This window comes from Beutenbergia cavernae DSM 12333 (assembly GCF_000023105.1).
In the GTDB taxonomy this organism is placed as follows: domain Bacteria; phylum Actinomycetota; class Actinomycetes; order Actinomycetales; family Beutenbergiaceae; genus Beutenbergia; species Beutenbergia cavernae.
On sequence record NC_012669.1, the window covers coordinates 1,568,675 to 1,595,515 of the forward strand.

The 26,841-nt window shown below is 72.7% G+C and carries 26 protein-coding genes; 24 read left to right on the plus strand and 2 right to left on the minus strand.

The genetic code is table 11. The features are described 5' to 3' along the window. The first annotated feature begins 20 nt into the window (after positions 1–20). From ligA to BCAV_RS06935, 6 genes are read left to right on the plus strand one after another with little or no spacing between them, the layout of a single operon-like run. A complete protein-coding gene (ligA, locus tag BCAV_RS06910) occupies positions 21–2,369 on the plus strand; it encodes an NAD-dependent DNA ligase LigA (protein WP_015881874.1) in 2,349 nt (782 codons plus the stop codon). A 35-nt stretch (positions 2,370–2,404) separates the two neighbouring features. After that, a complete protein-coding gene (locus BCAV_RS06915; RefSeq protein ID WP_015881875.1) occupies positions 2,405–2,827 on the plus strand; it encodes a hypothetical protein in 423 nt (140 codons plus the stop codon). Beyond that, positions 2,824–3,543 (plus strand): 5-oxoprolinase subunit PxpA, encoded by a 720-nt coding sequence (locus BCAV_RS06920; protein ID WP_015881876.1) that lies wholly within the window; start codon positions 2,824–2,826, stop codon positions 3,541–3,543. The genes BCAV_RS06915 and BCAV_RS06920 overlap by 4 nt, the downstream gene beginning before the upstream one ends. Continuing rightward, entirely contained in the window at positions 3,540–4,208 is a 669-nt protein-coding gene (locus BCAV_RS06925) for a 5-oxoprolinase subunit B family protein (protein ID WP_015881877.1), read from the plus strand. Before BCAV_RS06920 ends, BCAV_RS06925 begins: the two co-directional genes overlap by 4 nt. Then, positions 4,205–5,053 (plus strand): 5-oxoprolinase subunit C family protein, encoded by an 849-nt coding sequence (locus tag BCAV_RS06930; protein ID WP_015881878.1) that lies wholly within the window; start codon positions 4,205–4,207, stop codon positions 5,051–5,053. Before BCAV_RS06925 ends, BCAV_RS06930 begins: the two co-directional genes overlap by 4 nt. A 10-nt stretch (positions 5,054–5,063) precedes the next feature. Continuing rightward, a complete protein-coding gene (locus tag BCAV_RS06935) occupies positions 5,064–5,558 on the plus strand; it encodes a nucleoside/nucleotide kinase family protein (protein ID WP_015881879.1) in 495 nt (164 codons plus the stop codon). On the opposite strand, the gene BCAV_RS06940 is transcribed toward BCAV_RS06935, so the two are convergent. Further along, positions 5,522–6,844, minus strand: a complete 1,323-nt coding sequence (locus BCAV_RS06940) for a glycosyltransferase (protein ID WP_222836675.1) — start codon at positions 6,842–6,844, stop codon at positions 5,522–5,524. The two genes, BCAV_RS06935 and BCAV_RS06940, sit on opposite strands and share 37 nt — an antisense overlap. A gap of 41 nt (positions 6,845–6,885) precedes the next feature. Here BCAV_RS06940 and BCAV_RS06945 point away from each other — a divergent pair, with 41 nt between their 5' ends. From BCAV_RS06945 to gatB, 4 genes are read left to right on the plus strand one after another with little or no spacing between them, the layout of a single operon-like run. Continuing rightward, complete coding sequence (locus tag BCAV_RS06945) at positions 6,886–7,611, plus strand: TetR/AcrR family transcriptional regulator (protein ID WP_015881881.1); 726 nt, start codon at positions 6,886–6,888, stop codon at positions 7,609–7,611. A gap of 11 nt (positions 7,612–7,622) precedes the next feature. Beyond that, positions 7,623–7,919, plus strand: coding sequence for an Asp-tRNA(Asn)/Glu-tRNA(Gln) amidotransferase subunit GatC (gatC, locus tag BCAV_RS06950; RefSeq protein WP_015881882.1), 297 nt, complete (start codon positions 7,623–7,625; stop codon positions 7,917–7,919). Beyond that, complete coding sequence (gene gatA / locus BCAV_RS06955) at positions 7,919–9,439, plus strand: Asp-tRNA(Asn)/Glu-tRNA(Gln) amidotransferase subunit GatA (RefSeq protein ID WP_015881883.1); 1,521 nt, start codon at positions 7,919–7,921, stop codon at positions 9,437–9,439. The genes gatC and gatA overlap by 1 nt, the downstream gene beginning before the upstream one ends. Beyond that, a complete protein-coding gene (gene gatB / locus BCAV_RS06960; RefSeq protein ID WP_015881884.1) occupies positions 9,436–10,941 on the plus strand; it encodes an Asp-tRNA(Asn)/Glu-tRNA(Gln) amidotransferase subunit GatB in 1,506 nt (501 codons plus the stop codon). The genes gatA and gatB overlap by 4 nt, the downstream gene beginning before the upstream one ends. Positions 10,942–11,004: 63 nt before the next feature. On the opposite strand, the gene BCAV_RS06965 is transcribed toward gatB, so the two are convergent. Next, complete coding sequence (locus BCAV_RS06965) at positions 11,005–11,688, minus strand: hypothetical protein (protein WP_015881885.1); 684 nt, start codon at positions 11,686–11,688, stop codon at positions 11,005–11,007. A gap of 66 nt (positions 11,689–11,754) precedes the next feature. On the opposite strand from BCAV_RS06965, the gene BCAV_RS06970 reads away from it, so the two are divergent. From BCAV_RS06970 to BCAV_RS07035, 14 genes are all read left to right on the plus strand, one after another. After that, complete coding sequence (locus tag BCAV_RS06970) at positions 11,755–12,336, plus strand: GNAT family N-acetyltransferase (protein WP_015881886.1); 582 nt, start codon at positions 11,755–11,757, stop codon at positions 12,334–12,336. Between the two features lie 52 nt (positions 12,337–12,388). After that, positions 12,389–13,327, plus strand: a complete 939-nt coding sequence (locus BCAV_RS06975; RefSeq protein WP_015881887.1) for a metal ABC transporter substrate-binding protein — start codon at positions 12,389–12,391, stop codon at positions 13,325–13,327. Beyond that, entirely contained in the window at positions 13,324–14,079 is a 756-nt protein-coding gene (locus tag BCAV_RS06980; RefSeq protein ID WP_015881888.1) for a metal ABC transporter ATP-binding protein, read from the plus strand. The genes BCAV_RS06975 and BCAV_RS06980 overlap by 4 nt, the downstream gene beginning before the upstream one ends. Then, on the plus strand, positions 14,076–14,963 hold the full coding sequence (locus tag BCAV_RS06985; protein ID WP_015881889.1) for a metal ABC transporter permease: 888 nt from the start codon (positions 14,076–14,078) through the stop codon (positions 14,961–14,963). Before BCAV_RS06980 ends, BCAV_RS06985 begins: the two co-directional genes overlap by 4 nt. Beyond that, positions 14,960–15,676 carry a metal-dependent transcriptional regulator gene (locus tag BCAV_RS06990; RefSeq protein ID WP_015881890.1) on the plus strand — a complete coding sequence of 239 codons (717 nt, stop codon included), beginning with the start codon at positions 14,960–14,962 and terminating at the stop codon, positions 15,674–15,676. The genes BCAV_RS06985 and BCAV_RS06990 overlap by 4 nt, the downstream gene beginning before the upstream one ends. A gap of 7 nt (positions 15,677–15,683) precedes the next feature. Next, on the plus strand, positions 15,684–16,415 hold the full coding sequence (locus BCAV_RS06995) for a DUF1361 domain-containing protein (protein ID WP_015881891.1): 732 nt from the start codon (positions 15,684–15,686) through the stop codon (positions 16,413–16,415). A gap of 65 nt (positions 16,416–16,480) precedes the next feature. Beyond that, positions 16,481–17,725, plus strand: a complete 1,245-nt coding sequence (locus BCAV_RS07000) for an exo-beta-N-acetylmuramidase NamZ family protein (RefSeq protein ID WP_085970048.1) — start codon at positions 16,481–16,483, stop codon at positions 17,723–17,725. Beyond that, positions 17,722–18,579, plus strand: a complete 858-nt coding sequence (locus BCAV_RS07005) for a MurR/RpiR family transcriptional regulator (RefSeq protein ID WP_015881893.1) — start codon at positions 17,722–17,724, stop codon at positions 18,577–18,579. Before BCAV_RS07000 ends, BCAV_RS07005 begins: the two co-directional genes overlap by 4 nt. Then, positions 18,576–19,295 (plus strand): PIG-L deacetylase family protein, encoded by a 720-nt coding sequence (locus BCAV_RS07010; protein ID WP_015881894.1) that lies wholly within the window; start codon positions 18,576–18,578, stop codon positions 19,293–19,295. The genes BCAV_RS07005 and BCAV_RS07010 overlap by 4 nt, the downstream gene beginning before the upstream one ends. A gap of 88 nt (positions 19,296–19,383) precedes the next feature. Further along, complete coding sequence (locus BCAV_RS07015) at positions 19,384–20,376, plus strand: GNAT family N-acetyltransferase (RefSeq protein WP_015881895.1); 993 nt, start codon at positions 19,384–19,386, stop codon at positions 20,374–20,376. A 10-nt stretch (positions 20,377–20,386) separates the two neighbouring features. After that, on the plus strand, positions 20,387–22,090 hold the full coding sequence (locus BCAV_RS07020; protein ID WP_015881896.1) for an ABC transporter substrate-binding protein: 1,704 nt from the start codon (positions 20,387–20,389) through the stop codon (positions 22,088–22,090). A gap of 55 nt (positions 22,091–22,145) precedes the next feature. Continuing rightward, positions 22,146–23,834 (plus strand): ABC transporter substrate-binding protein, encoded by a 1,689-nt coding sequence (locus BCAV_RS07025; RefSeq protein ID WP_015881897.1) that lies wholly within the window; start codon positions 22,146–22,148, stop codon positions 23,832–23,834. 108 nt (positions 23,835–23,942) lie between these two features. Then, positions 23,943–24,920 carry an ABC transporter permease gene (locus tag BCAV_RS07030; RefSeq protein WP_015881898.1) on the plus strand — a complete coding sequence of 326 codons (978 nt, stop codon included), beginning with the start codon at positions 23,943–23,945 and terminating at the stop codon, positions 24,918–24,920. Then, positions 24,920–26,836 carry a dipeptide/oligopeptide/nickel ABC transporter permease/ATP-binding protein gene (locus tag BCAV_RS07035; protein ID WP_015881899.1) on the plus strand — a complete coding sequence of 639 codons (1,917 nt, stop codon included), beginning with the start codon at positions 24,920–24,922 and terminating at the stop codon, positions 26,834–26,836. The genes BCAV_RS07030 and BCAV_RS07035 overlap by 1 nt, the downstream gene beginning before the upstream one ends. Positions 26,837–26,841 lie beyond the last annotated feature (5 nt).

The following is a 26,841-nucleotide window of genomic DNA, read 5'->3' on the forward strand; positions in this document are numbered from 1 at the left end:
CCGAGGCTACCGGCGCGAAGATGTCGGCCCCGCGCGCCACAATTGCCCTCGTGACCCCCTCGATGCCCACGCCGCCAGTGCCGCCCGAGGCAGCGCACCGTTGGGCGGAGCTCGCCCAGCAGGTCAACGACGCCCGGTTCGCGTACTACGTCAAGGACGCTCCGACGCTCAGCGACGCGGCGTTCGACGCCCTGCTGCACGAGCTCGAGGCGCTGGAGGAGTCGCACCCCGAGCTCCGGGTGCCCGACTCGCCCACGCAGCAGGTGGGAGGCACGTTCTCCACCGAGTTCACCGCCGTCGAGCACGTCGAGCGCATGCTGTCGCTGGACAACGCGTTCTCCGCCGAGGGCGTCGAGTCCTGGGCGCAGCGGGTGGAACGCGACCTGGACGCCGCGGCCGCGGGCCTGCACTACCTGTGCGAGCTGAAGATCGACGGGCTCGCCATCGCGCTGCTCTACGAGGGCGGGCGCCTCGTGCGCGCCGCGACCCGCGGCGACGGCCGCACCGGCGAGGACGTCACGCTCAACGTCCGCACCATCGCCTCCATCCCGCACGTCCTGGGCGGAGACGCCGCGAGCCACCCCGCGCGCATCGAGATCCGCGGCGAGGTGTTCCTGCCCGTCGAGGCGTTCGAGGCGCTGAACTCCTCCCAGGTCGAGGCGGGGAAGTCGCCCTTCGCGAACCCGCGCAACGCCGCCGCCGGGTCGCTGCGGCAGAAGGACCCGCGCGTGACGGCGCGGCGTGCGCTGGGCATGTACGCGCACGGCATCGGCGCGCTCGACTGGGGCGACGCGCCGGAGGCGTCGTCGATCACGCGCCAGTCGCAGGTGTACGAGCTGCTGTCGTCGTGGGGCGTGCCGACGTCGCCGCACACGCGCGTCGTCGACGACCTGGCCGGCGTGCAGGAGATGATCGCGTACTACGGCGAGCACCGGCACGACGTCGAGCACGAGATCGACGGCGTCGTCGTCAAGGTCGACGAGGTGGCGCTGCAGCGCCGGCTCGGCGCCACGTCGCGGGCGCCGCGCTGGGCGATCGCGTACAAGTACCCGCCGGAGGAGGTCAACACGCGCCTGCTCGACATCCGTGTCAGCGTGGGCCGCACGGGCCGCGTCACGCCGTACGGCGTCATGGAACCCGTCGTCGTGGCGGGGTCGACGGTGGAGGCGGCCACGCTGCACAACGCGAGCGAGGTCAAGCGCAAGGGCGTGCTCATCGGCGACACGGTCGTGCTGCGCAAGGCGGGCGACGTGATCCCGGAGATCGTCGGCCCGGTGGTGGCCCTGCGGGAAGGGCGCGAGAGCGAGCTGCGCGAGTTCGTCATGCCCGACGTCTGCCCCTCCTGCGGCACGCCTCTCGCGCCGGCGAAGGAGGGCGACGTCGACATCCGGTGCCCGAACGCGCGCTCGTGCCCGGCGCAGCTGTCGGAGCGGGTCTCCGCGCTGGGCGGACGTGGAGGGTTCGACATCGAGGCGCTCGGGTGGGAGGCGGCGACCGCGCTCACCGACCCGGAGCGGGGCCGGCCGGTCGACGCGTCCGTCTACCGGCCCGGGGCCGACCTGACGGCCGAGGCTCCGGCGGCGCTCCCGGACCGGCAGGCTCCCGTGCTCGCCACCGAGGCGGGCCTGTTCGAGCTGACGCCCGACGACGTCGCGAACGTGCGCGTCTGGCGGGAGATCAAGCGCAAGGGGGAGGCCACGGGGTTCTGGGAGGACCGGCCCTTCTTCTTCACGAAGGGCACGGCCAAGGTGCCGCCGAAGCCGACCCAGACCACCCAGGTGCTCTTCGACCAGCTCGAGCTCGCCAAGACGCGCCCGCTCTGGCGCGTGCTCGTCGCCCTCTCGATCCGGCACGTCGGCCCCACGGCGGCCCGGGCGCTCGCGCAGCGCTTCGGTTCGATCGACGCCATCGACGCCGCCAGCGAGGAGGAGCTGGCGGCCGCCGACGGCGTCGGGCCGACGATCGCAGCGGCCGTCAAGGAGTGGCTGGGCGACCCCGAGGCGCCCGACAACTGGCGCCGCGAGATCGTGCGCCGCTGGGCGGCGGCGGGCGTGCGGATGGCCGACGAGCGCGACGAGTCGGTGCCGCGCACGCTCGAGGGTCTGACCGTCGTCGTCACCGGTTCCCTCGAGCGGTTCACGCGCGACGGCGCGAAGGAGGCGGTCCTCGCGCGCGGCGGCAAGGCCGCGGGGTCGGTGTCGAAGAGCACCGACTTCGTCGTCGTGGGGGAGAACGCCGGCTCGAAGGAGACGAAGGCGCGTGAGCTCGGGCGCCCGATCCTCGACGAGGCGGGCTTCGAGCGCCTGCTCGCGGAGGGACCGGACGCCGTCGCCGAGAGCGCCGACTCCTCGGAGGCCGTCACGTCCTGAGGGCGCCCGTGGGCGGCGCTGGACCATACTGGAGCATGATCTCCACGGAGCTCGCTCGGGCGCTCGCCGCGGCAGGACTGCCCTGGCACCCGTCGGCGGGCGACAGGTTCCGGATCGTCAGCGCGCCGGACCTCGAGGACGACGTCTTCACGCTGTCCGAGATGACGATCGAGGCCCGGCACTACCCCACGGGCACGATCCTCGGCTTCAACGGCACCACGGAGTGGGCGCTGGACTCGGTGGCGATCGAGGACGCCCTCTGGATGCCGCGCGAGGACCAGCTCCGCGAGCTCCTGGGCGCGACGTTCCGATCCCTGACTCGCGACGACGACGGGTTCCACGTGACGGCCGTGCACCCCTTGCGCGACGAGTCGCAGACGTTCAGCGCCCCCGGCGCCGCGGACGCCTACGCCCAGGCGGTCCTCGCTCTCGTCGAGCTCGCCGAGGTGCGCACGTGAGTCCTGCGGCGAGCACCGTCGACCTCAATGCCGACCTCGGCGAGGGGGTGGGTGACGATGCCGCGATGCTGGACGTCGTCACGAGCGCGTCCATCGCGTGCGGTGGGCACGCCGGAGACGCGGACACGATGCGCGTGGCGTGCGAGCGGGCGTTGGAGCGCGGCGTGACGGTGGGCGCCCACCCGTCGTACGAGGACCGCGAGGGTTTCGGCCGCCGGCCGCAGGACGTCGACTGGCTGGCGCTCGCGCACGCGCTGCAGCGTCAGGTGCGCGACCTCGAGGAGGCGGCGACCGCCGTCGGGACCCACGTGGCGTACCTCAAGCCGCACGGCGCGCTCTACCACGCAGCCGCGAGCGACCCGCGGCACGCCGGCGCCGTCCTCGTCGCGGCGCACGAGTCCCTCGACCGGGTGCTCCCGGTGCTGGGCCTGCCCGGGTCCGTCCTCGAACGGGCCGCCGCCGACGCCGGGGTGCGGTTCGTGCCCGAGGCGTTCGCCGACCGCGCGTCGACGCCGGACGGGCAGCTCGTGCCGCGCTCCGAGCCCGGCGCCGTGCTCACGGACCCGGACGGCGTCGCGGACCACGTGCTCGCCCTCGCGCCGGCCGCACGGAGCATCTGCGTGCACGGGGACACCCCGGGAGCCGTGGCGATCGCGCGGGCGGCCCGCGCTGCGCTCGAGGGCGCGGGGATCGAGCTCGTGCCGTTCGCGGCGTGAGCGCTGCCGACGACGTCGGTGACGGCGTCCGCGCCTACGGCCAGGAGGCGCTGCTCGTCGACGTCGCCGGCGCCGCGGAGGCCGCTCGGCTCGCCACGGCGCTGAGGGCGGACGCGACGGCGCGGGACCGGCCGCTGGTCGACGTCGTCCCCGCGGCGCGCACCGTCCTGGTGCGCGTGCCGCCCGGGACGGATCTCGCCGAGGTCGCAGGATGGGCGAGGTCGGTGCGCGCCCGCCGTTCCGACGAGCCGGTGGCCGAGGGGCGCGACGTCGTCGTCGACGTCGTGTACGACGGCGCCGATCTCGACGACGTCGCCGCGGCGACGGGTCTGGACGTCGCGGAGGTCGTGGCCCGGCACGGCGCCGCGACGTACAGAGCGGCGTTCGCGGGCTTCGCGCCGGGTTTCGTCTACCTCACGGGCCTCGACCCGGCCCTGCACCTGCCGCGGCGAGCGACGCCGCGGAAGCGGGTCCCCGCAGGCTCGGTGGCCGTCGCGGCGGAGTTCTCCGCCGTCTACCCACGGTCCGGTCCCGGCGGCTGGCACCTGCTCGGGCGGACCGACGCCGTGATGTTCGATGCCGGTGCCGATCGTCCGGCGCTCGTCCAGCCCGGCGACCGCGTCCGGTTCCATCCCGTCCCCGCACCCCGGGGGAGGACGCGGTGATCGAGGTGCTCGACGCCGGGGGCCTGACCCTCGTGCAGGACCTCGGCCGGCCCGGCCTGGCCGCGCTCGGGGTGTCGCCGTCCGGCGCCGCGGACGAGGCGGCGCACCGCCGCGCGAACGTCCTCGCGGGCAACGAGCCGGGGGCCGCGACGCTCGAGGTCGCGTTCGGCGGCCTGGTGCTGCGGTCCGACGTCGTCGCGTACGTCGCCGTGTGCGGGGCACCGTGCCCGGTCGACGTCGACGGGCTCGCGGTCGCGATGGAGCACGTGCACGCGCTCGCCCCGGGGCAGGTCCTGACGCTCGGCGTGCCCGGGCGCGGCCTGCGGAGCTACGTCGCCGTCGGCGGTGGCATCGACGCCGCGCCGGTGCTCGGCTCGCGCTCGCGGGACACGCTGGCCGGCCTCGGGCCGGAGCCCGTGCGCGCCGGCGACCGGCTGCCGGTCGGGGGCCAGGGCTCCGTGGCGACCCCACCGGCGCACGGGGTCGAGACGGCGGCGCGCTCGGGAGCCGGTCCGCTCGACGTCGTGGCGGGTCCGCATGCCGAGCTGTTCGCGCCCGACGCGTTCCAACGGCTCCTCCGCTCCCGGTATGTCGTGCACGCGGACTCCGACCGGGTGGCCCTCCGGCTGGACGGTCCGCTTCTCCCGCGCGTCGCGGAGGTCGAGCTGCCGTCGGAGGGGCTCGTCCGCGGTGCCGTCCAGGTGCCGGGGGACGGTCGGCCCATCGTGTTCGGTCCCGACCATCCGCTGACCGGCGGCTACCCCGTCGTCGCGGTGCTCACGCGGAGCGCGAGCGATGCGGCCGCTCAGCTGCGTCCCGGCGACACGGTCCGGTTCCGGTCGTAACGTGGAGGACGTGGACGAGTCGACCCGTCGTCGCGCGTTCCTCACCGGCGTCGCCGACGAGTTCCTGCAGGTCTGGCGCCGCGGACGCCGCATGATCGCCGTCACGGGAGCCTCCCGAGCCCGTGCCGCGCGGTTCGCCGACGACCTCGAGGGCGCGCTGCGCGAGCGGGGCGTCCCGGTGGCGCGAGAGTCGGTGGACGACGTCGGCGGGCGGGACCTGCGTCGCGGGCTCGTCGCACCGTTCCGCGCCGGTGAGCGCCCGGGCGCCGGCGCTCCGGACACCGTCCTGGTGGTCGACGGCGACGGGCTCCTGGACGAGGAGGTCCGCGACGTGTGGCACTACTCGGTGTGGACGCTCGCGGGGAACGAGCTGCCTCATGCGGCCGCCACGGAGATCGTCGACGTGACCGACGAGTCCGCTCCGAAGCACCACGTCTACGACTACTGCGCGCTGCCGCCGAGCGTCGGTCAGCGGTCCGTGCCCGCCCCGCCAGGGCTGGCCTGAGCCAGGGTCTGCTCGAGCTCGGTCACGAGACCGTCCCCGGACGCGTCCCGGCGCACGAGGGCGCCGAGCCGGGCGGCACCTCGGGCGTAGGACGGATCGTCGAGCAGCCGTCGTACGGCAGCGGCGATCCTGCGCGACGGCGCCCCGCGCCTCAGCGTGAGGCCGGCGCCCCGTGACGTGACGCGGACGGCGTTGTCGGCCTGGTCGCGGCCGTGGGGGAGCAGCAGCAGGGGCAGGTCGGCGGCGAGCGCCTTCATGACCGTCCCGTGGCCCCCGTGCGTGACGACGAGGGCCGCCTCGCGCATCACCTCGCGGTGCGGCGCAGCGGGGACGACCGAGACGTTCGCCGGGGCGTGCAGCTCACGGGTGTCGAGGGCGGGGCCGGTGGTCACGACGCCGCGGACCGGCATCCTCCCGAGTGCGTCGACCACCCGCTGGAGGCAGGCGACCTGGTCCTGGAACGTGGACGACATCGCGACGAGCACGAGCGGGTCGTGGCCGGGCGGCGCGGTCCATCCGTCCGCACCGGCCCACGCCGGCTCGTCGAGGATCGGCCCGCAGTAGCGGACGCCGGGGGGCAGGGTGGCCTGGAAGTCGAAGGCACGGCTGGTGAGGACGAGCTGCCGGCGGGCGCGGCGCACCTGGTCCCAGGAGTGCGAGAGGGGCGCCAGGCCGTGGTCACGACGCACCGCAGTGAGCCGCTCCAGGGTGAACCGGTCGAGCAGGCGCGTGCTCACGGCGGTCGCGGCGCGGTCCCGTGCCCTGCCGAGCGGCCCGCGGGCGGGGCGCATCCCCGTCCCTAGCTGCGGTAGACCAGGTGCGGGGAGCGGGTAGACGTTCGGCATCAGGACGTCGAACGGCGTCCCGCTCGCCTCGGCCGCCACCATCGCTCCCCAGGCGGGGAACGACGTCACGACGAGGTCCGGGAGTTCGCGGGCGATGAGGGAGGCGACGTCGTCGGCCTGCCCTGGTGCCGGCCCGACGAGCATGTGCTCCGCCATCCCGCGTGCGAGGCTGATCGGGTCGCGCAGCTCCCAGTCGTGCAACGGATCGTCGTCGCGCGAGCGGCCGCGCCGGTTCGGCGCCTTCTTCCACCCGACGAGCTCCGCTCCGGCGGCCCGGACATCATCGGCGCTGGCGTCCTCGGCCAGCACGATGACCCGGTGGCCCCGTTCGATCAGCCGCCGGGCGACGCCGATCTCCGGCGGCACGGTCCCGCCCCCCTCCGTGAGCGCGAAGAGGTAGGTCCCCCGCACCGCCGGCTCCCTGGAGCTTCGCTCGTCCACGTTCGGTATAGTAGCGCTACATCCAATTGACGGAGACTCACGTGACGACGTCCCGGGCGTACCGCAGCCCCGTCCGCGACGCGCAGGCGCGCCTCACGGAACAGCGGGTCCTCGACACCGCCGAGGACCTCTTCCTCTCCCGCGGGTACACCGCCACGTCCGTCGCGCAGGTCGCCCGGGGCGCCGGAGTCTCGCCACAGACCGTGTACAACGTGTTCGGCTCGAAGGTCGAGGTCCTCGCACGGCTCTACACGCGCCGCGTCCTCGGTGGCGACCCGACCCCGCCCCTGGAGCGGCCGGAGATCCGGGCGCTCGACGCCGAGACGGACGCCGCGTGGATCGTGCGCGCGTACGTGAGCCTCAGCCGCGAGCTCGCGGAGCGCGTCGGACCGCTCGAGACCGTCGTGGCCGCCGCCGCGGCCGGCGATGCGGACGTCGCGGCGCGCGTGGGCGGCCTCGGCGCCGAGCGCCTCCTCGGCGCGGAGCTGCTCGTGCGGCGGCTGCGACAGCTCGACGCGCTGCGGCCCGGGCTCGGCGACGACGAGGCGCGCGACAGGCTGTGGACGCTCTCGGGATCCGCTGTCTGGCGGATGCTCACGCGCGAACGCGGCTGGAGCACCGAGGCGTACGAGACGTGGCTGACCGAGGTGCTGAGCCAGGCGGTGCTGGCGGACCCGGACGCCGTGGCCGTGCCGCCGTGGGAGCGCGGCGGAGAGGCGGTCCGGCAGGCTGCGGACGCGACGGATCCGCGCACGCGGACGACCTAGACTCGGGCACCATGTCCACCTTCACCACCGACGAGGTCGCGCGCCTGGCGAACCTCGCCCGGATCGACCTGACGCCGGCCGAGCTCGAGCGCTACGCGGGCGAGCTCGAGGTCATCGCCTCCGCGGTCGCGCGCGTGAGCGAGGTTGCGGGCGACGACGTCCCCGCGACGTCCCACCCGATCCCCTTGACGAACGTGTGGCGCGACGACGTCGCCGCCCCGACGCTCGACCGCGGCGAGGTGCTCGCGTCGGCGCCCGAGGCCGCGGACGGCAAGTTCGCCGTCCCGCAGATCCTCGGGGAGGAGTGATGAGCGACGCCACGCTGACCCGGCGCACGGCCGCCGAGCTCGCAGCGCTCCTCGAGGGCGGCGAGGTGAGCAGCGTCGAGGTGACGCAGGCGCACCTGGACCGCATCGGCGCCGTCGACGACGCCGTGCACGCGTTCCTGCACACGGACGGCGCGCCGGCCCTCGCAGCCGCGGCCGCCGTCGACGCGGCGCGGGCGGCCGGTGACGACCTCCCCGCGCTCGCGGGCGTGCCGATCGCCGTCAAGGACGTCGTCGTGACCAGGGGCCAGCCGACGACGGCGGGCTCCCGCATCCTGGCGGACTGGGTGCCGCCGTACGACGCGACGCTCGTCACGCGCCTGCGCGCGGCGGGCATGCCGATCCTCGGCAAGACGAACATGGACGAGTTCGCCATGGGCTCGAGCACGGAGCACTCCGCGTTCGGCCCGACGCGCAACCCGTGGGACCTCGATCGGATCCCGGGCGGCTCCGGCGGGGGGAGCGCCGCGGCCGTCGCCGCGTACGAGGCGCCGCTCGCGATCGGGACCGACACGGGCGGCTCCATCCGGCAGCCGGCGGCCGTCACCGGCACGGTCGGCGTCAAGCCGACGTACGGGTCGGTGTCGCGGTACGGGCTCATCGCGCTCGCCTCCAGCCTCGACCAGGCCGGCCCGTGCACGCGCACGGTACTCGACGCCGCGCTGCTGCACGAGGTCATCGGCGGGCACGACCCGGCCGACTCGACGTCGCTGCCGGGCGAGGCCACCGGGTTCGTGGCCGCCGCGCACGACGGCGCCCGCCGGGACCTGACCGGCCTGCGCGTCGGCGTCGTCCGCGAGCTCGGCGGCGAGGGGTACCAGTCGGAGGTCCGCGCCGCGTTCGACGCCAGCGTCGAGGCGTTGCAGCGCATCGGGGCGGAGGTCGTCGAGGTCAGCTGCCCGAGCTTCGACGCCGCGCTCGCCGCGTACTACCTCATCCTTCCCGCCGAGGCGTCGAGCAACCTCGCGAAGTTCGACGGCATGCGGTACGGGCTGCGGGTGGAGCCCTCGGACGGGCCGGTGACGGCGGAGCGCGTCATGGCCGCGACCCGCGGCGCGGGGTTCGGCGACGAGGCGAAGCGCCGCATCATCCTCGGCACCTATGCGCTCTCCGCCGGGTACTACGACGCGTACTACGGCAGCGCGCAGAAGGTCCGCACGCTCATCCAGCGTGACTTCGCGGCAGCGTTCGCCGAGGTGGACGTGCTCGTGTCGCCGACGGCGCCGACCACCGCGTTCCGGCTCGGCGAGAAGCTCGACGACCCGATGGCGATGTACCTCAACGACGTCGCGACGATCCCGGCCAACCTCGCCGGCATCCCGGGCATCTCGATCCCGAACGGGACCGACGCCGCGGGCCTGCCCACCGGGTTCCAGATCCTGGCGCCGGCCCGCGAGGACGCCCGCCTGTACCGCGTGGGAGCCGCGCTCGAAGCGCTGCTCGTCGAATCCTGGGGCGGCCACCTGCTGGAGCGCGCCCCTGAGCTGGAGGTGTCCGCGTGAGCACGCAGACGAACGCCCTCGTCCCGTTCGACGAGGCGGTCGAGCGCTACGACCCCGTGCTCGGCATCGAGGTGCACGTCGAGCTGGGCACCGTGACGAAGATGTTCGACGGCGCACCCGTCACGTTCGGTGCCGAGCCGAACACCCAGGTCACGCCGGTGTCGCTCGGGCTGCCGGGCGCGCTGCCCGTGGTGAACCGGACGGCCGTCGAGTACGCGATCCGCATCGGACTGGCGCTCAACTGCGAGATCGCCGAGCTGTGCCGGTTCGCCCGGAAGAACTACTTCTACCCGGACGTGCCGAAGAACTTCCAGACGTCCCAGTACGACGAGCCGATCGCGCACGACGGGTGGATCGACGTCGAGCTCGACGACGGCGAGGTCGTGCGCGTCGAGATCGAGCGCGCGCACATGGAGGAGGACGCCGGCAAGAACACGCACGTCGGCGGCAGCACCGGACGTCTGCAGGGCGCCGAGTACTCCCTCGTCGACTACAACCGCGCCGGCATCCCGCTCGTCGAGATCGTCACCCGGCCGATCCCGGGAACGGGGGCGCGGGCGCCGGAGGTGGCCCGGGCGTACGTGCGCACGCTGCGGGACATCTTCCGCTCGCTCGGCGTCTCGGAGGCGCGGATGGAGCGCGGGAACGTGCGCGCCGACGTCAACGTCTCGCTGCGGCCGTCGCCGGACTCCCCGCTCGGCACCCGCACGGAGACGAAGAACGTCAACTCCTTCCGCAGCGTCGAGCGCGCCGTGCGGTACGAGATCTCGCGGCAGGCGGCGGTGCTCGACGCCGGTGGGCCGGTCATCCAGGAGACGCGCCACTTCCACGAGACGGACGGCTCGACGTCGCCCGGCCGGGTGAAGTCGGACGCCGAGGACTACCGGTACTTCCCCGAGCCCGACCTCGTGCCGCTCGCACCGGAGCGCGCCTGGATCGAGGAGATCCGCGCGAGCCTCCCGGAACCGCCCGCGGACCGCCGTCGTCGCCTGCTCGGCGAGTGGGGCTTCTCCGGCACGGAGATGCGCGACGTCGTGAACGCCGGCGCCGTGGAGCTCATCGAGGCCACGGTCGTCGCCGGCGCGGCACCCGCCGCCGCCCGGAAGTGGTGGATGGGCGAGCTCGCCCGGCGCGCGAACGCCGACGAGGTCGCGCTGGAGGAGCTGCCGGTCACGCCGGAGCACGTCGCCGAGCTGCAGGCGCTCGTCGACGCGGGCCGGATCAACGACAAGCTCGCCCGGCAGGCGCTCGAGGGCGTGCTCGCGGGGGAGGGGCGTCCGGAGGAGGTCGTCGTCGCCCGGGGTCTCGAGGTCGTCTCGGACGACGGTGCGCTGCTCGAGGCGATCGACGCCGCGCTCGCCGCGCAGCCGGACATCGCCGAGAAGATCCGCGGCGGCAACCTCGGGCCTGTCGGCGCGATCATCGGCGCCGTCATGAAGGCGACCCGCGGGCAGGCCGACGCCGGACGCGTGCGCGAGCTCGTGCTCGAGCGGGTGCGCTGACCCCTTCCCCGAGAGGGTTCCCTCAGCGTGCGGGTGCGCTGACCCCTCCCCGAGAGGGTTCCCTCAGCGTGCGGGTGCGTTCCCCGGGATCGCCTCCGGCGGCGTGTGCGCGTCGAGCACGAGCGGCGTCGCGAGCTCGTGCCGCAGCACCTCGGCCTCGTCCGGCGGCAGCCGCGGTGACAGCGCCGCGTCGATCGCGGCGACCACGTCACCGGGGTCCCGCCCGATGCCGAACGACCACAGCGCCGTCCGCACCTGAGTGCCCGGCGGCACGACGGCGGGGCGGCGGAGGCGCGCGAGCCCGAGCGGAGGGCCGTCGAGGCTGAGCACGTACCTCGGCCAGCCGACCATGCGCCGGGTGAACGAGAAGCCGGAGCCGGTGTGCCGCACGAAGAGGCGTCCCGGCGTGGCGACCCGGATCGTGGCGGGGTCGACGTCGTCCCAGCGGATCAGGTAGGGCGTGAAGCCCGGCCAGAACGTCCCGAGGAGCAGGCCGCCGCGGGTGACGACGAGGTGGTCGGCGGCGACGAGCTCGGCGGCCCCGATCGCGACGAGCACGAAGCCACCCGTGAGCAGGACGTTCGCCAGCGGGGCGACGAGCGGGTCGGAGACGTTCACCCACACGAGCAGCAGCGCCGGCACCCAGAACATCGCCCGCAGCCACGGCGGCACGTACGTGCGCCGGACGAGGAGCACCTCGCCGAGCCCGAGTCTCCGGGCCAGCCGGTGGGCGCGGGCGCGCGTCACGGGACCTCGTTTCGCTGTCGGAGGAGTGGCTACCAGCCGCGAGCCTATCCGGCGAGGATCGACGTCATGACCTCTCAGACACGTCTCGTTCCCGTCCTCGAGGGCGACATGGTGCGACTCCGCCCGCTCGGACCCCAGGACGCCGACGCCATGTGGGACGGCCTCGACGACGCCGAGTCGATGCGCCTCACCGGCACGACCGCGACATTCACCCGCGAGCAGATCGACGAGTGGGCCGCGACGATCGCGGACCGCCCGGGCCGCTTCGACTGGGCGATCACGCATGACGGCGACGCCTACCGCGGCGAGATCGTCCTCAACAACCTCGACGACGACGCCCGGTCCGCCACCCTGAGGCTCGCCGTCGATGCGGGTCACCGCGGGCGGGGCTACGGACGGGAAGCGATGCAGCTCGTGCTGCGGTTCGCGTTCGCGCCCCCGCCCGAGGGCCTCGGGCTGCACCGCGTCGGCCTCGACGTCCTGTCGATCAACCCGCGCGCGCAGTCTCTCTACGAGAGCCTGGGCTTCGTCGTCGAGGGGCGGCAGCGGGAGGTGTACCCCGATCCGGATCACCCCGGCCGCTGGGCCGACGCGATCATCATGGGCATGCTCGACGAGGACTTCGAGGCGGCCAGCGCCGACTGGTGACACGCCCCCGGGCCACCTGCCGCCGCGATGGTGTTTGCGCTACCGTAGGCGAATGTTCGGTGGCCCAAACTTCCGCGTCGTCCGTGCAGCTGCCCTGCTGCTCGGCGCGGCGGCCGCCGTCGCCGGGTGCGCCGCGTTCACGGAGTCGGGCGGCGAGCCCGCGGGCACCGACGGCGAGCGCCCGCTCGTGCTCACGACGTTCAGCGTGCTCGGGGACATGGCCGCCAACGTCGCGGGCGACCACCTCGACGTGGCCTCGATCGTGCCCGTGGGTGCGGAGATCCACGGGTACGAGCCGACCGCGCAGGACGTCGTGCGGGCCCAGGGCGCCGATCTGATCCTGGACAACGGGCTCGGTCTGGAAGCGTGGTTCACGCGCTTCACCGACCGCACCGGCACGCCGTCGGTCACGCTCAGCGAGGGCCTCGCGACGGTGCCGATCGCGGGGACCGACGACGTCAACCCGCACGCCTGGATGAGCCCCGAGGGCGCCGTCCACTACGTGCACGCGATGGCCGAGGCGTTCGCGGAGCTCGACCCGGCGCATGCCGGCGACTACGCGCGCAACGCCGACGGCTACGTGGACCGGATCGAGGAGATCGGCACGCGGGCCGACGACGTGCTGGCCGGCATCCCGCCCGAGCATCGCCTTCTCGTGACGTGCGAGGGCGCGTTCAGCTACCTGGCGCGGGACATCGGCCTCGAGGAGGCGTACCTGTGGCCGGTCAACGCCGACGCCGACCCGACGGCGCAGCACGTCGCCGACGTCACGCGGCTCGTCATCGAGCGCGAGCTCCCGGCCGTGTTCTGCGAGTCGACCGTCTCGGACGCCGTGCAGTCCCAGGTGGCCGCCGAGTCGGGAGCACGCCTCGCGGGCCCGCTCTACGTGGACTCCCTGTCGGAGGCCGACGGCGAGGTCCCCACGTACCTGGACCTGCTCGCGCACGATCTCGAGGTCATCGCCGAGGGCCTGGCGGGAGGGGCACGGTGAGCGGCACGCTCGAGGTGCGCGGCGCCGTCGTCCGCTACGGCGACGTGACGGCGCTCGACGGGGCGGACCTGACCCTCGTGCCCGGCCGGATCACCGGCCTGGTGGGCACGAACGGCTCGGGCAAGTCCACGCTGTTCAAGGCGATCATGGGGCTGGTCCCGCTCGCTGGTGGCGTCGTGACGTACGACGGCGCGCCGCTCGCGCGTGCCCGGCGGCGCGGGGTGCTGGGCTTCGTCCCGCAGTCGGAGGAGGTCGACCAGGGTTTCCCGCTCGCGGTGCGCGACGTCGTCGCCATGGGCAGGTACGCGGGGCTCGGGCCTACCCGGCGACTGCGCGCACCCGACCACGCCGCCCTCGCCGAGGCGCTCGACGCCGTCGACCTGGAGGACCTCGCCCACCGCCAGATCGGGCGACTCTCGGGCGGCCAGCGCAAGCGGGCGTTCGTCGCCCGCGTGCTCGCCCAGCGCGCGCAGGTCCTGCTGCTCGACGAGCCGTTCGCGGGCGTCGACGTCGTCAGCGAGCGCACGATCTCGCGGGTCCTCCGCCAGCGGGCCGACGACGGCGCGGCGGTGCTGATCGCGAGCCACGACCTCGTCGCGCTCCCGGGTCTCGCGGACGACGCGGTGCTGCTCCAGCGGCACGTCGTCGCGCGCGGCACCCCGGCCGAGGTGCTGGCCCCCGAGGTGCTGGCTCGCGTGTTCGTCGAGTCCGAGGAGCGGCGCGAGGTGCCGGGCGTGGGGGCGCGGGGATGAGTCATGTGATCGACGTGCTCGTCGACCCGCTCGCGCTCGGCCTCATGCAGCGCGCGTTCCTCGTGACGGCGGCCGCAGCGATCGTGTGCGCGCTCCTGTCGTGCTGGCTCGTCCTCATCGGCTGGTCGCTCATGGGGGACGCGCTGTCGCACGCCGTGCTCCCCGGGGTCGTGCTCGCGTACGTCGTCGGCGTCCCGTTCACGCTCGGCGCCCTCGCGTTCGGCCTCGCGGCCGCGGGGCTGATCGGCGTCGTCCGCGACCGGACGCGCCTGGCGGAGGACGCCGCCATCGGCGTGGTGTTCACGACGTTGTTCGCGCTCGGTCTCGTGCTGGTCTCGCTCAACCCCGCCCAGGTCGACCTCCAGCACATCCTGCTCGGCAACGTGCTCGGCGTCTCCGTCGCCGACACGATCCAGGTGCTCGCGCTCGCGGCCGTCACGACGACGGTGCTCCTGGTCAAGCGGCGCGACCTCACGCTGTACGCGTTCGACCCGACGTACGCGCACGCGATCGGCCTGTCCCCGCGCCGGATCGCGGCACTGCTGCTCGGGCTGCTGGCGCTGACGATCGTCGTCGCGCTCCAGGCGATCGGCGTCATCCTCGTCGTCGCGATGCTCGTGATCCCCGGCGCGACGGCGCGGCTGCTCACGGAGCGCTTCGGCGTCATGCTCGTCGTGGCTCCGGCGACGGCGCTGGCCTGCGCGGTCGTCGGCCTGTACCTCAGCTACTACGCGGGTGTCTCGAGCGGCGGAGCGGTGGTCCTCGCCCAGGGTGTGCTCTTCGGCGTCGTCGCCCTCGTGACCCAGCTGCGCCGCCGACGCCCGGCGGGCGGGCCGACGGCGCACGCTGCCTCCGCCGAGGCGGCCCTACGCTCGGGGGTATGACGAGCCCTTCACGTGCGTCAGACGTGTCCGCCGTCGCGCAGGACTACCTCAAGCTCGTGTGGAACGCGCAGGAGTGGTCGGACGCGCCGCTGACGACGAAGCGCCTCGCGGAGCGCCTCGGCGTCACCGCGGGGACCGTGTCGGAGGGGGTCCGCAAGCTCAGCGAGGCCGGTCTCATCGACCACCCGCGGTACGGCCAGATCGCGCTGACGGACGCGGGCCGCGAGGTGGCGCTCGCCGTCGTGCGCCGCCACCGCCTCATCGAGACGCTGCTCGTCGAGACGTTCGGGTACTCGTGGGACGAGGTGCACGACGAGGCCGAGGTGCTCGAGCACGCGGTCTCGGACGCGTTCGTCGAGCGGATCGCCGCGCACCTGGGGCACCCCGAGCGGGACCCGCACGGCGACCCGATCCCGACCGCCGACGGCGAGATCCGGATCCCGGCGGCCCGGCCGGTGAGCGACCTGGCGGTGGGGGAGGGCGGCGTCGTCACGCGCGTGTCCGACGCCGCGGGTGACCTCCTGCAGTACTTCGCCGAGGTCGGTCTCGTCCCCGACGCGCACGTGAGCGTCGTCGAGCGCAACGACGGCGCGGCACTGCTCGGGCTGCGCGTGCGAGGTGGGGAGGCCAGCGGCGACGACGGCGCGGCGTCCGAGACCAGCGTCCCGCTCGCGCTGCCCGCGGCCCACGCGATCTGGGTCGTTCCCGCGTGAACCCGCGATGATCGGCCAGGCGATCGCCGTCGGTGGCCTCGGCGTCCTGGCGCTCAACGTCTACGCCGTCGTCCTGATCGTCGTCCGTTCCCGCGCGTGGGGGACGCGCCTGTACCGACCGATGCTGCTCAACGTCGCGCTGTCGACGATCCCGATCCTGCTCGCGATCGGGATGATCGTGGGCACGCTCGTGCTGCTCGCCGCGGAACCCGGTCGCGTGCGGCTGCCCGTGGCGTACCTCATCGTCAGCGGGCTGGCGTTCGTCGTCTTCTTCCCGAACTCCGTGTACCTGATCACCGAGCTGAACTTCTCCCACCGACGCTCGGACGATGCCGTCCCGTTGTGGTTCGACATCGTGATGACGCTGACGCTCACCCTGTCGGGGATCGTCAACGCCATCGTGGCGCTGGCGTTCGTGCAGACGTTCGCCATCGTGTTCCGGGCCGCGGGAGAGATCCCGGCCACGCCGCCGTGGTGGTCGTGGGCGGTGACGGCGGGGGTGCTCGTGCTCGGCTGCCTCGGCGTCTACCTCGGCCGCCGCCTGAGGTTCAACAGCTGGGACGCGGCCCGCCCGTGGCTCGTGGTGAGCCGGCTGGTCGCGTACCTGCGGCCGCGGGGCCGGATGCGTGAGCTGGTCCGCTTCGTCGGCGCGCACGCGGTGCTCCTCGTCGTCCTGTACGTGATGGTCTACTTCCCGATCTACGTGCTGGTCATCGGGTGGGCGCTCGACTCGGGCTGATGACGGCGGCTCGACGGGACGTCAATGATTGACGTGCGAGCATTGTCCTACGTAAATTGATGACCATGCCCTCCCTGTCAGCGACGACAACGTTCGCGCGCCGCACCGCTCTCGTCCGCACGGGTCTCGACCGAGCCGTCGAGGACCCGGGCCTCCTCGGTGCCGAGCCGATCGCCATGGTGTGCAACTACACGTCGGTGACCGCCGACCTGCGTCGCGGCGTCGACGCGCTCGCGGCTCTCGGCGGCGTCGACATCCGCGCCATCTGCGTGCCGGAGCACGGCTACTGGGGTGCCGTGCAGGCGGGCGAGAGCGAGGCGGGGGCGCCGGACGTCCGCACCGGCATCCCGATCGTGGACACGTACCTCGTGGAGGGGGAGGCGCTGGAGCGGCTGCTCGCCGGGACCGGTGCCGCCCGCATCGTCCTGGACCTGCAGGACATCGGCTCCCGGTTCTACACCTACATCTGGACGATGCTCGACGTGATGTGTGCCGCGGCGAACGCCTCGCTCGCGGTCACCGTCCTCGACCGCCCGAACCCGATCGGCGCCGGCCGCGCGGCCGGGCCGGGCCTGCTCGAGGAGTGCGCGAGCTTCGTCGGCCGCGAGAACGTCCCGCTCGTGCACGGCCTGACGATCGGGGAGCTCGCCCGCTGGTTCGCCGCCGAGTTCGTGCCGGCGCGGACCGGGCGCGAGGTCGCTCTCGACGTCGTCGCGATGGACGGGCCGGGCGACGCCACCGGCGACGCCGCCGCCACCGGGATGACCTGGGTGCCGCCGTCGCCGAACATGCCCAGCCCGACGACGGCGCGGCTCTACCCGGGTACGTGCCTGGTCGAGGGGACGCTCCTGTCGGAGGGCCGGGGGACGACGTCGCCGTTCGAGACGGTCGGCGCGCCCTGGCTCGACGGACGCTTCGCCGACGCGCTCGCCGAGCGGGAGCTGCCCGGCGTCGCCGTCCGCGAGGCGTGGTTCCGGCCGGTGTTCTCCAAGCACGCGGGCGAGCTGTGCGGCGGCGTGCAGCTGCACGTCACGCGGCCCGAGGACCTCGATCCGCTGGGCATCGGGTTCGAGCTGCTCGCCGTCGCACGGCGCGTGGCGCCCGACGAGCCGCTGTGGCGGCAGCAGAGCGAGGCGGGACGGCCGCCGTTCGCCGACCTCCTCTGGGGGTCGCCGGCCCTGCGTACCGGGATCGACGCCGGGCAGGACCTCGCGGCTGTCCTCGCCGCGAGCCCCGAGCCGCTCGAGCCGCCCGAGTCGGTCCGGCTCTATCCTCGCGCCACGCCCTCGGAAGAAGCAGGTGAGCGATGAGCATCCAGAGCTCGATCCAGTCTCGGCTCGACCAGTTCGCGCCGTCGATGCGGCGGGTCGCGGAGGCGATCCTCGAGCGTCCCCAGGTGGTGCTGGAGAAGACCATCAGCGAGCTCGCCTCGCAGTGCGAGACGTCGGAGACCACCATCGTCCGGTTCTGCCGGACGCTCGGGCTGACCGGGTACGTGCAGCTGCGGCTCGAGCTCGCCACCGAGATCGGCCGCGAGAACGCCCAGCGCGGCGAGCTCGGCGACCACGGGGCGGACATCCTGGCCGAGGACGGGCTCGCCGCGATGGCGGCGAAGATCGCGTTCACCGACACGCTCGGGATCGAGGAGACGCTCGCCAGCCTGGACATCGAGCACCTGGAGCGCGTCGTCGACGCCATCGACACCGCCGGCCGGAGCGTGACGTACGGCGTCGGCTCGAGCGGTTCGAGCGCGGCCGACCTCCAGCGCAAGCTCTTCCGGATCGGACGCGTCGCGTTCACGTTCGACGACCCGCACGACGCCGTGACGGCGGCTGCGCTGAGCTCGCCGGGCGATGTCGCCGTCGCGTTCTCGCACAGCGGCGCCACGCGCGAGGCCCTGGCCTTCCTCGCGACCGCCGGCAAGCACGGTGCCCGGACCGTCGCCGTGACGAACTCCGCCGAGTCGGCGCTCGCCCGGGCGGCGGACATCGTGCTCGTCACCTCGGTGCGCGAGACGCAGTTCCGGTCCGGGGCGATGGCCTCCCGGATCGCGCAGCTGATGATCGTCGACTGCATCTTCGTCGGCGTCGCCCAGCGCCGGTACGACCAGACCGTCGACGCCCTCAAGTCCACCTACGCAGCAGCCCAGGAGTTGCGCTCATGACCTCTCTCACCGTGCTCGCCGTCGGCGCGCACATCGGCGACATGGACCTCGCGGCGGGCCCGTACCTCGCTCAGAACGTGCTCGACGGCGGGCGCTCGGCGCTCGTCGCGCTCACGCCGGGGGAGCGGGGCCACCCCCGGCTGACGCCGGCCGAGTACCGGCTGCAGAAGATCGCCGAGGGGGAGGCGTTCGCCGCGGGGATCGGCGCGGAGTTCACGTGCTTCGACGATCTCAGCGACGGTTTCCTGACCGCTGACGACGACGTCGCGATGCGGCTCGCGCGGATCATCCGTGAGCTGCGTCCGGACATCCTGCTCGCGCACTGGGTCCACAGCATCCACACCGACCACGAGCACGCCGCCCGGATCGCGATCCGCGCCCGGTTCCTCGCCGGCCTGCCGGGGGTGGAGGAGGACGGCGAGACGCCAGCGACCACCAGGCACGGGGTGCCGAGGGTGCTGCACTGCGAGAACTGGGAGGACGACCACGGCTTCGTGGCCGACCGGCACGCGCCGGTCGGCGAGGAGGCCTTCACCCGGTGGCACGCGGCGATCAGCGGGCAGGCGTTCGCGCGCGGCGAGACGTACGGCTTCCGCTACATCGACTACTACTCGGCGCAGCTCCAGCTGCGCGGCGCCCTGGGTCGGACGGAGCGCGCCGTGGCGTTCGCGCCGGAGTCCGGTAGCCGAATGACGCAACCGATTCGTAACACGTAAATGATTGACATGCACGTGCCGTGAACCGTACGTTGACGTGCAGATGAACACGCGGTGAGGGGGCCGCATCGGGGACGGAAGGTCGGGGATGAACGAGGTGCGCGCCTTTCGCGCTGAGGATGCCGACGGCGTCCTGGCCCTACTCGTCGACGCACTGGGGCCGGACGCCCCGAGCGCGTCGTGGTTCGGCGACTACGTGCTCCTGGAGCCCAACTTCGACCCCGAGGGTCTGATCGTCGCCGTCGAGGACGGCAGGGTCGTCGGCGCCGTGCACGCCGTGCACGCTCGGCACGCCGGGCGGACGCTCGGGCGCTCCGGCGCGATGCCGGTGGACCCGGAGACCGGATGGATCACCTGGTTCGCCGTCCACCCCGACCACCGGCGTCGCGGGCTGGGGGCACGCCTGCTCACGGCGGCCGCGGACTACCTCGCCCGCGCCGGGGCAACGACGCTCGTCGTCAGCGGTTACCCGCCCGCCTACCTCACGCCGGGCGTCGACGCCGTGCAGTTCCCCGACGCCGTGCGGCTGCTCGAGCGGTGCGGGTTCGACGTCGCGTCCCGGCCCGTCGCGATGGACGCGCCGCTCGCGACCTACCGGGTGCCCGCGTCGGTGCGGGAGCTGCGTGCCCGCCTCGAGAGCGAGGGGCGCACGTTCGCCCCGGCCCGGCTGGCCGAGATCCCCGAGATCGCGGCGTTCGCCTCGCAGCGTCTCGCACCCGACTGGGGCGAGGTGCTGCGAGCCTCCGTCGGGCGGCACCGCCACCCCGAGCGCGTGATCGTCGCGCGCGAGGGCGCCGCCGGCCCCGTCATCGGCTTCGCGACGTACGCCGCGTACCCCGCCGCGGGGATCGACCGCTTCGGACCGTTCGGGGTCGACCCCGACGTCCGCGGAGGCGGGCTCGGCGCGGTGCTCCTGCACGAGACGCTCGCCGCGATGCGCCGCGAGGGCGCCCACTCCGCGTGGTTCCTGTGGACTGGGGCCACGTCGCCCGCCGCGACGCTCTACCGGCGCAGCGGCTTCGACGTCACGCGCACCTTCGACGTCATGACTCGCTCGACCCACCCAGCCATCGATGCCTAGGAGGCACGCAGTGACCCGACACCTCGATCCCCGAACGTCCAGGCGACGTCCTCGCCTCGCCGCGCTCGGCGCCACGGCGGCCGCGCTCGCCCTCGTCCTGACGGCCTGCTCCTCCGGGGGCGGGGCCTCAGACGACGGCGACGACGGTGCGGCCGGCGGTGAGCAGGAGGTGCTCACCGTCCACGCGAACACGGCGCCGACGTACCAGGAGAACTTCAACCCCCTCTCACCGTCCGTCCTCCCCGGGACGCGTGGCCTGGTCTACGAGCCGCTCATCGCGTACACGCCGATGAAGCCGGGCGAGGGCGAGCCGTGGCTCGCCGAGAGCATGGAGTTCAACGAGGACGGCACCCAGGTCACGTTCACGCTGCGCGAGGGCGTGCAGTGGAACGACGAGGAACCGTTCACCGCTGACGACGTCGTCTTCACGTTCCTCCTGTACCGCGACAACCCCGCGACGAACACCGGCGCGCTGCCCGTCACCGACGCCGAGGCGACGGACGAGCGGACGGCCGTCATCACGTTCGGCGAGACGATGTACTCGCGCGCCCCGCAGCTCGGGAACACGATCACGCTGCCCGAGCACGTCTTCGCCGAGCAGGACCCCGTCGAGTTCCTGAACGCCGACCCCGTGGGCACCGGGCCGTACGTCGTCGACCGGTTCACGGACCAGGTGTACGACTTCGCGCAGAACCCGAACTACTGGGACGCCGACAACTACGAGGTCGAGACGATCTCGTTCCCTGCCTCCAGCGCCGACACGTTCAACGTCGCACTCAGCAGGAACGAGCTGCAGTGGTCCGGCGGGTTCGTCGCGAACATCGACGACATCTACGTCAGCAAGGACGCCGAGCACAACAAGTACTGGTACCCCGGCGACGGCATCGTGGGCCTGTTCGTCAACCAGCAGCGCGCACCGATGAACGACGTCGCGTTCCGGCAGGCGCTCTCGCTCGCGGTCGACCGCGACCAGCTGTCCTCCACGGCGATGCAGAGCTACACGCCGCCGGCGCACCCGACCGGTCTGCCGCTCCCGGCGTTCGACGCGATGATGGACCCGGACCTGGCGGACGCCGAGTACGTCCGTGACGTCGACGAGGCGAACTCGATCCTCGACGACGCGGGCTACGCGATGGGTGCCGACGGCGTCCGGACCGCGCCCGACGGCACGCCGCTCAGCTTCGACCTGATCATCCCGTCCGACTGGACCGACTGGGTCACGATCGCCGGCCTCCTCCAGGAGCAGCTCGCGGAGATCGGCGTCCAGCTCGCTCCGCAGGGTGTCGCGTTCCAGTCCTGGGTCGACCAGCGCAACGGCGGCAACTACGACCTGACCCTCGGGTCCGTCGCGGCCGGCACCGCCCCGTACTTCATGTACCGGTCGATGATGAGCTCGGAGTTCGAGGTGGCCGAGGGCGAGGCCGCCGTCAACAACTTCGCGCGGTGGTACGACGCCGAGTCGGACGCGTTCTTCGACGCCTACGAGTCCACGAACGACCCCGAGGTCCAGCTCGAGGCGATCCAGGGACTCGAGAACATCGTCGTCGAGGAGCTGCCGATCATCCCGCTGCTGCAGAGCCCGAACTGGTTCCAGTACCGGACCGAGTTCTTCACGGGTTGGCCCAGCGAGGAAGACCCCTACGCGCTCGGGGCGCCGTACATGTTCCCCGACAACCTGCTCGTCGTGCGTGCGCTGGAGCCCGCAGGCGAGTGACCTCTCCCCGGGGTGCGCGATGCGCGCACCCCGGGGTCCGACCGAAGGGAAGAGAATGCACACCACCCGATCCGGCCGACGGCGCTGGGGCGCCGTCGTCGCCGCGAGCGCAGCTCTGGCGCTCACGCTCACCGCCTGCGGCGGTGGCGGCACCGACGACGAGACCGGCGGCGGCGACGGCGACGAGGGCGCGTCCGCGCAGGAGCCGCTCACGGTGTACGCGTCGACGCTGCCGAGCTTCCAGTCGAACTTCAACCCGTTCTCGCCGAGCGCGCTCACCGGGGCCAAGGGGCTCATCTACGAGCCGCTCATGGCGTACACCGGCTTCCGGCCGGGCGAGGGGACGCCGTTCCTCGCGACCGACATGACGTTCAACGACGACGGCACCGTGCTCACGATCACGCTGCGCGAGGGTGTGCAGTGGTCGGACGGCGAGGACCTCACCGTCGACGACGTCGTCTTCACGTTCGAGGCGATGCGGGACGAGCCGGCGATCAACGGCAGCGCGCTGCCGATCGAGGCCGCGGCCGCGGGCGAGGGGAACACCGTCGAGGTCACGTTCTCCGAGCCGGCGTTCTCGCTGATCCCGAGCATCGGCAACAGCGTGATCGTGCCGGAGCACGTGTACGGCGAGCAGGAGATCATCGCGGAGTACGTCGACGAGGACCCGGTGGGCTCGGGCCCGTACGACCTCATGCGGTTCTCCCAGCAGCTGTACCAGCTGGAGAAGAACGACACGTACTGGAACGCGGACGAGGTCGGCCCGGAGCAGATCGACTACCCGGCCATGTCCAACCAGACCTTCACCGCACAGCTCGGCGAGGGCGGGATCGACTGGGCCGGCGGATTCCTCGCCAACGTGGACCAGGCGTTCATCGACAAGGACCCGGAGAACAACCACTACTGGTTCCCGGGCGCCGGGATGGTGCACCTGGTCCTCAACAACCAGAACCCGATCTTCGACGACATCGAGCTGCGTCGCGCGATGCTGCTCGCGATCGACCGGCAGCAGCTGTCGGACACGGCGATGGCGGGCCACGCACAGCCGGCGACCACCACGGGGCTCGTGCTGCCAGCGCAGCAGGACTTCGCCGAGGACAACACGCAGCCGCTCGAGCTGAACGTCGACGAGGCGAACTCGATCCTCGACGCCGCCGGGTACACGGCCGGGGACGACGGCATCCGCACCACGCCCGCCGGCGAGCGCCTCGCGTTCACGCTGAGCGTCCCGTCGGACTTCGCCGACTGGATCTCCATCGTCACCCTGCTGCAGGAGCAGTTCGCCGCCGTCGGCATCGAGATGACGCCGCAGGGCGTCGCGACCCAGGAGTGGTCCGACGGGCTGCGCGCGGGCTCGTTCGAGGTCGCGATGGCGAACGCCGGGATCCTCACCTCGCCGTACTTCTTCTACCGAGCGTTCATGTCGTCGGCGCTGTCCGCCCCCGCGGGCGAGCAGGCGATCACGAACTACTCGCGGTGGGAGGACCCGGAGACGGACCAGCTCCTCGCCGACTTCGCCGCGACGAACGACCCCGAGGCGCAGCGTGCCGCGGTGGTCGGGCTCGGTGAGATCATGGAGACCGAGCTGCCCGTCATCCCGATGCTCCAGTCGCCGACCTGGGGGCTCAACCGCACGGCGAACTTCTCGGGTTTCCCGAACGACGACGACCCGTACGCGAACCCGACGCCGTACACGTACCCGGACAACCTGCTCGTGGTGATGAACCTCGACCCGGTGGAGTGACCGACTCGGCCCGCCCGGACGCTTCGTGCGCCCGGGCGGGCCGCCGCCGGGGACTCCCTGTGCGGGCAAAGCAAGGCCACCGGCAGGTGGCGATAGAGACGAGGTGTGATGCGCTACCTGCTGCGCAAGATCGCGCTGTACCTGTTCATCGCCTGGGCAGCGCTGACCATGAACTTCCTGATCCCCAGGCTCATGCCGGGCGATCCGGTGTCCGCTCTCCTGGCCAAGTTCGAGGGGCAGATCGACCCCGACTCGATCACGGCGCTCCGCGAGGCGTTCGGCATCTCCGACGACCCGCTGATCGTGCAGTACGGCCAGTACCTCGTCGACCTGTGGAACCGCGACCTGGGGCTCTCCCTGTCGCAGTTCCCCGTGCCGGTGACGCAGATCGTCGCGAGCGCCATGCCGTGGACCATCGGTCTCATCGGCGTGACCACCATCATCAGCTTCGTGATCGGCACGGGCCTCGGCATCGTGTTCGCGTGGCGCCGCGGCTCGTGGTCGGACCACCTCCTGCCGGCCCTGACCTTCCTCAACGCCGTGCCGTACTTCTGGATGGCGCTCATCCTCGTCATGGTGTTCGGCGTCAACCTCGGCTGGTTCGAGTACTCGAACGCGTACGACGCCTCACTGGATCCCGGGTGGACGCCGGAGTTCATCGGGTCGGTGATATCGCACGCGTTGCTGCCCGCGATCACCATCGTGCTGGCGTCGTTCGCCGGCTGGGTGATGAGCATGCGGAACATGACCGTCACGATCCTCGGTGAGGACTACGTGACGATGGCCGAGGCGAAGGGCCTCCCGCAGCGGATGGTGATGTTCGGATACGCCGCGCGCAACGCGATCCTGCCGAACGTGACGAGCTTCGCCCTCTCGCTCGGCGCCGTCGTCGGCGGGTCGATGCTGACGGAGGTCATCTTCAACTACCCGGGGATCGGGTACTCGCTGTTCAACGCGGTCAAGGGCTCGGACTTCCCGCTCATGCAGGGGTTGTTCCTCATGATCTCGCTCGCCGTGATCGTGGCGAACCTCATCGCCGACGTCCTGTACGTGTTCCTCGACCCGCGCACCCGGCAGGAGAGCTGATGTCCACCCAGAGTCCCGCCCGCACCTCGCGCGGGAGGAAGTTCCTCGCGACGATCTGGCCCCAGTCCGGCAAGGTCCGCGCCGGCCTCATCATCTCGCTGGCGTTCGTGCTCCTCGCCGTGTTCGGCCCCATGATCGCCCCGTACTCGCCGACGGCGAGCAGCGCCGACATCCTGCAGCCGCCGTCCGGCGCGCACTGGTTCGGCACGACCCAGACGGGCCAGGACGTCTTCTCCCAGTTCGTCCACGGCGCACGCGTCTCGCTCGCCGTCGGCATCGTGGCGGCGATCATCGCGAAGATCATCTCGATCCTCGTCGGCGTCATCGGCGGGTACTTCCGCGGGGTCACCGATGAGGTCCTCTACATCGTCACCGCCGTCTTCCTCGTGATCCCGTCGATGCCGCTGCTCATCGTGCTCACCGGATACCTGCCGAGCCGCGGCATGGTCGCCGTCGCCGTCGTCATCGCCATCACGTCGTGGGCCGGTTCGGCCCGCGTGCTGCGCGCGCAGACGATGTCGCTGCGCCGGCGCGACTTCGTCGAGGCCGCGCGTGCGACGGGCGAGTCCAAGTGGCGCATCGTGTTCGCGGAGATCGTGCCGAACGAGATGCCGCTCATCGCCTCCGGGTTCCTGTTCATGGTCATCGGCGGCGTCCTGAGCGAGGCCGGGCTGTCCTTCCTCGGGCTCGGCTCGCTCACCACGACGAGCTGGGGCTCGATGCTCTACTTCGCGCAGAGCTCCCAGGCGTTCCTGTACGGCGCCTGGTGGTGGTTCGTCCCGCCGGGTCTCGCGATCGCCACACTGGGCGCCGGGCTCGCGCTCATCAACTTCGGCATCGACGAGTACGCCAACCCGCGCCTGCGCACCGGCAAGAAGCGCCGGCAGCCGGCGCGGATCGGACGCCGGGCCCAGGCGCTCGAGGGCGTCACGAGCGAGATCGCCCTCGCCGGCGGCAGCGCGGAACCGGCCATCTCCGAGGAGTCCATCGCCGCCGAGGAGCTCGCCGTCACCGGCGACACGGCGGGCGGCCGGGTGCGGTCGGACCTCGAGGCGGCGCCGTCGGTCATCCGCGACAACCCGGACTCCGGGTCGGAGCCGGTCATCGAGATCCGTGGCGTGAGCGTCGACTACCCGACCGACGAAGGGGTGGTCCATGCCGTCCGCGACGTGACGCTGACCCTCCACCGGGGCGAGATCCTCGGCCTCGCGGGTGAGTCGGGCAGCGGGAAGACGACGCTGACGAACGCCGTCACGCGGCTCCTCCGCGATCCGGCGGAGGTCACGCAGGGCGAGATCCTGTACCACCGCCGCTCGACGCGAACGGGCGCGACGACGGCGATCGACGTCCTCGGCCTCACCCAGACCGCGCTCCGCGCCTTCCGGTGGTCCGAGATCGCCGTCGTGTTCCAGAGCGCGATGAACGCCCTGAACCCGGTGACGACGGTCCGGGCGCAGTTCGACGACGTCCTGAGGGTGCACCGCCCCAAGATGACGGCGTCGCAGCGCGACGCGCTCGCCCGCACGATGCTCGAGAAGGTCGGCATCGAGCCGGACCGCGTCGGATCCTACCCGCACGAGCTGTCGGGCGGCATGAAGCAGCGCGTCGCGATCGCCATCGCGCTCGTGCTCGAGCCGGACCTCATCATCATGGACGAGCCGACGACGGCGCTCGACCTGCTGGTCCAGCGGGAGGTCATCGAGCAGATCATGGCGCTGCGCGACGAGTACGGGTTCGCGATCATCTTCACGACCCACGACCTCGCGCTGCTGCTCGAGATCAGCGACTCGATCGCCGTCATGCTGTCCGGCCGCCTGGTCGAGTACGGCTCGTCGGCGGACGTGTACCGCGAGCCCCAGCACCCGTACACCCGCGAGCTCATGGGCTCGCTGCAGGCCATGGGAGCCGCACTGTGAACACC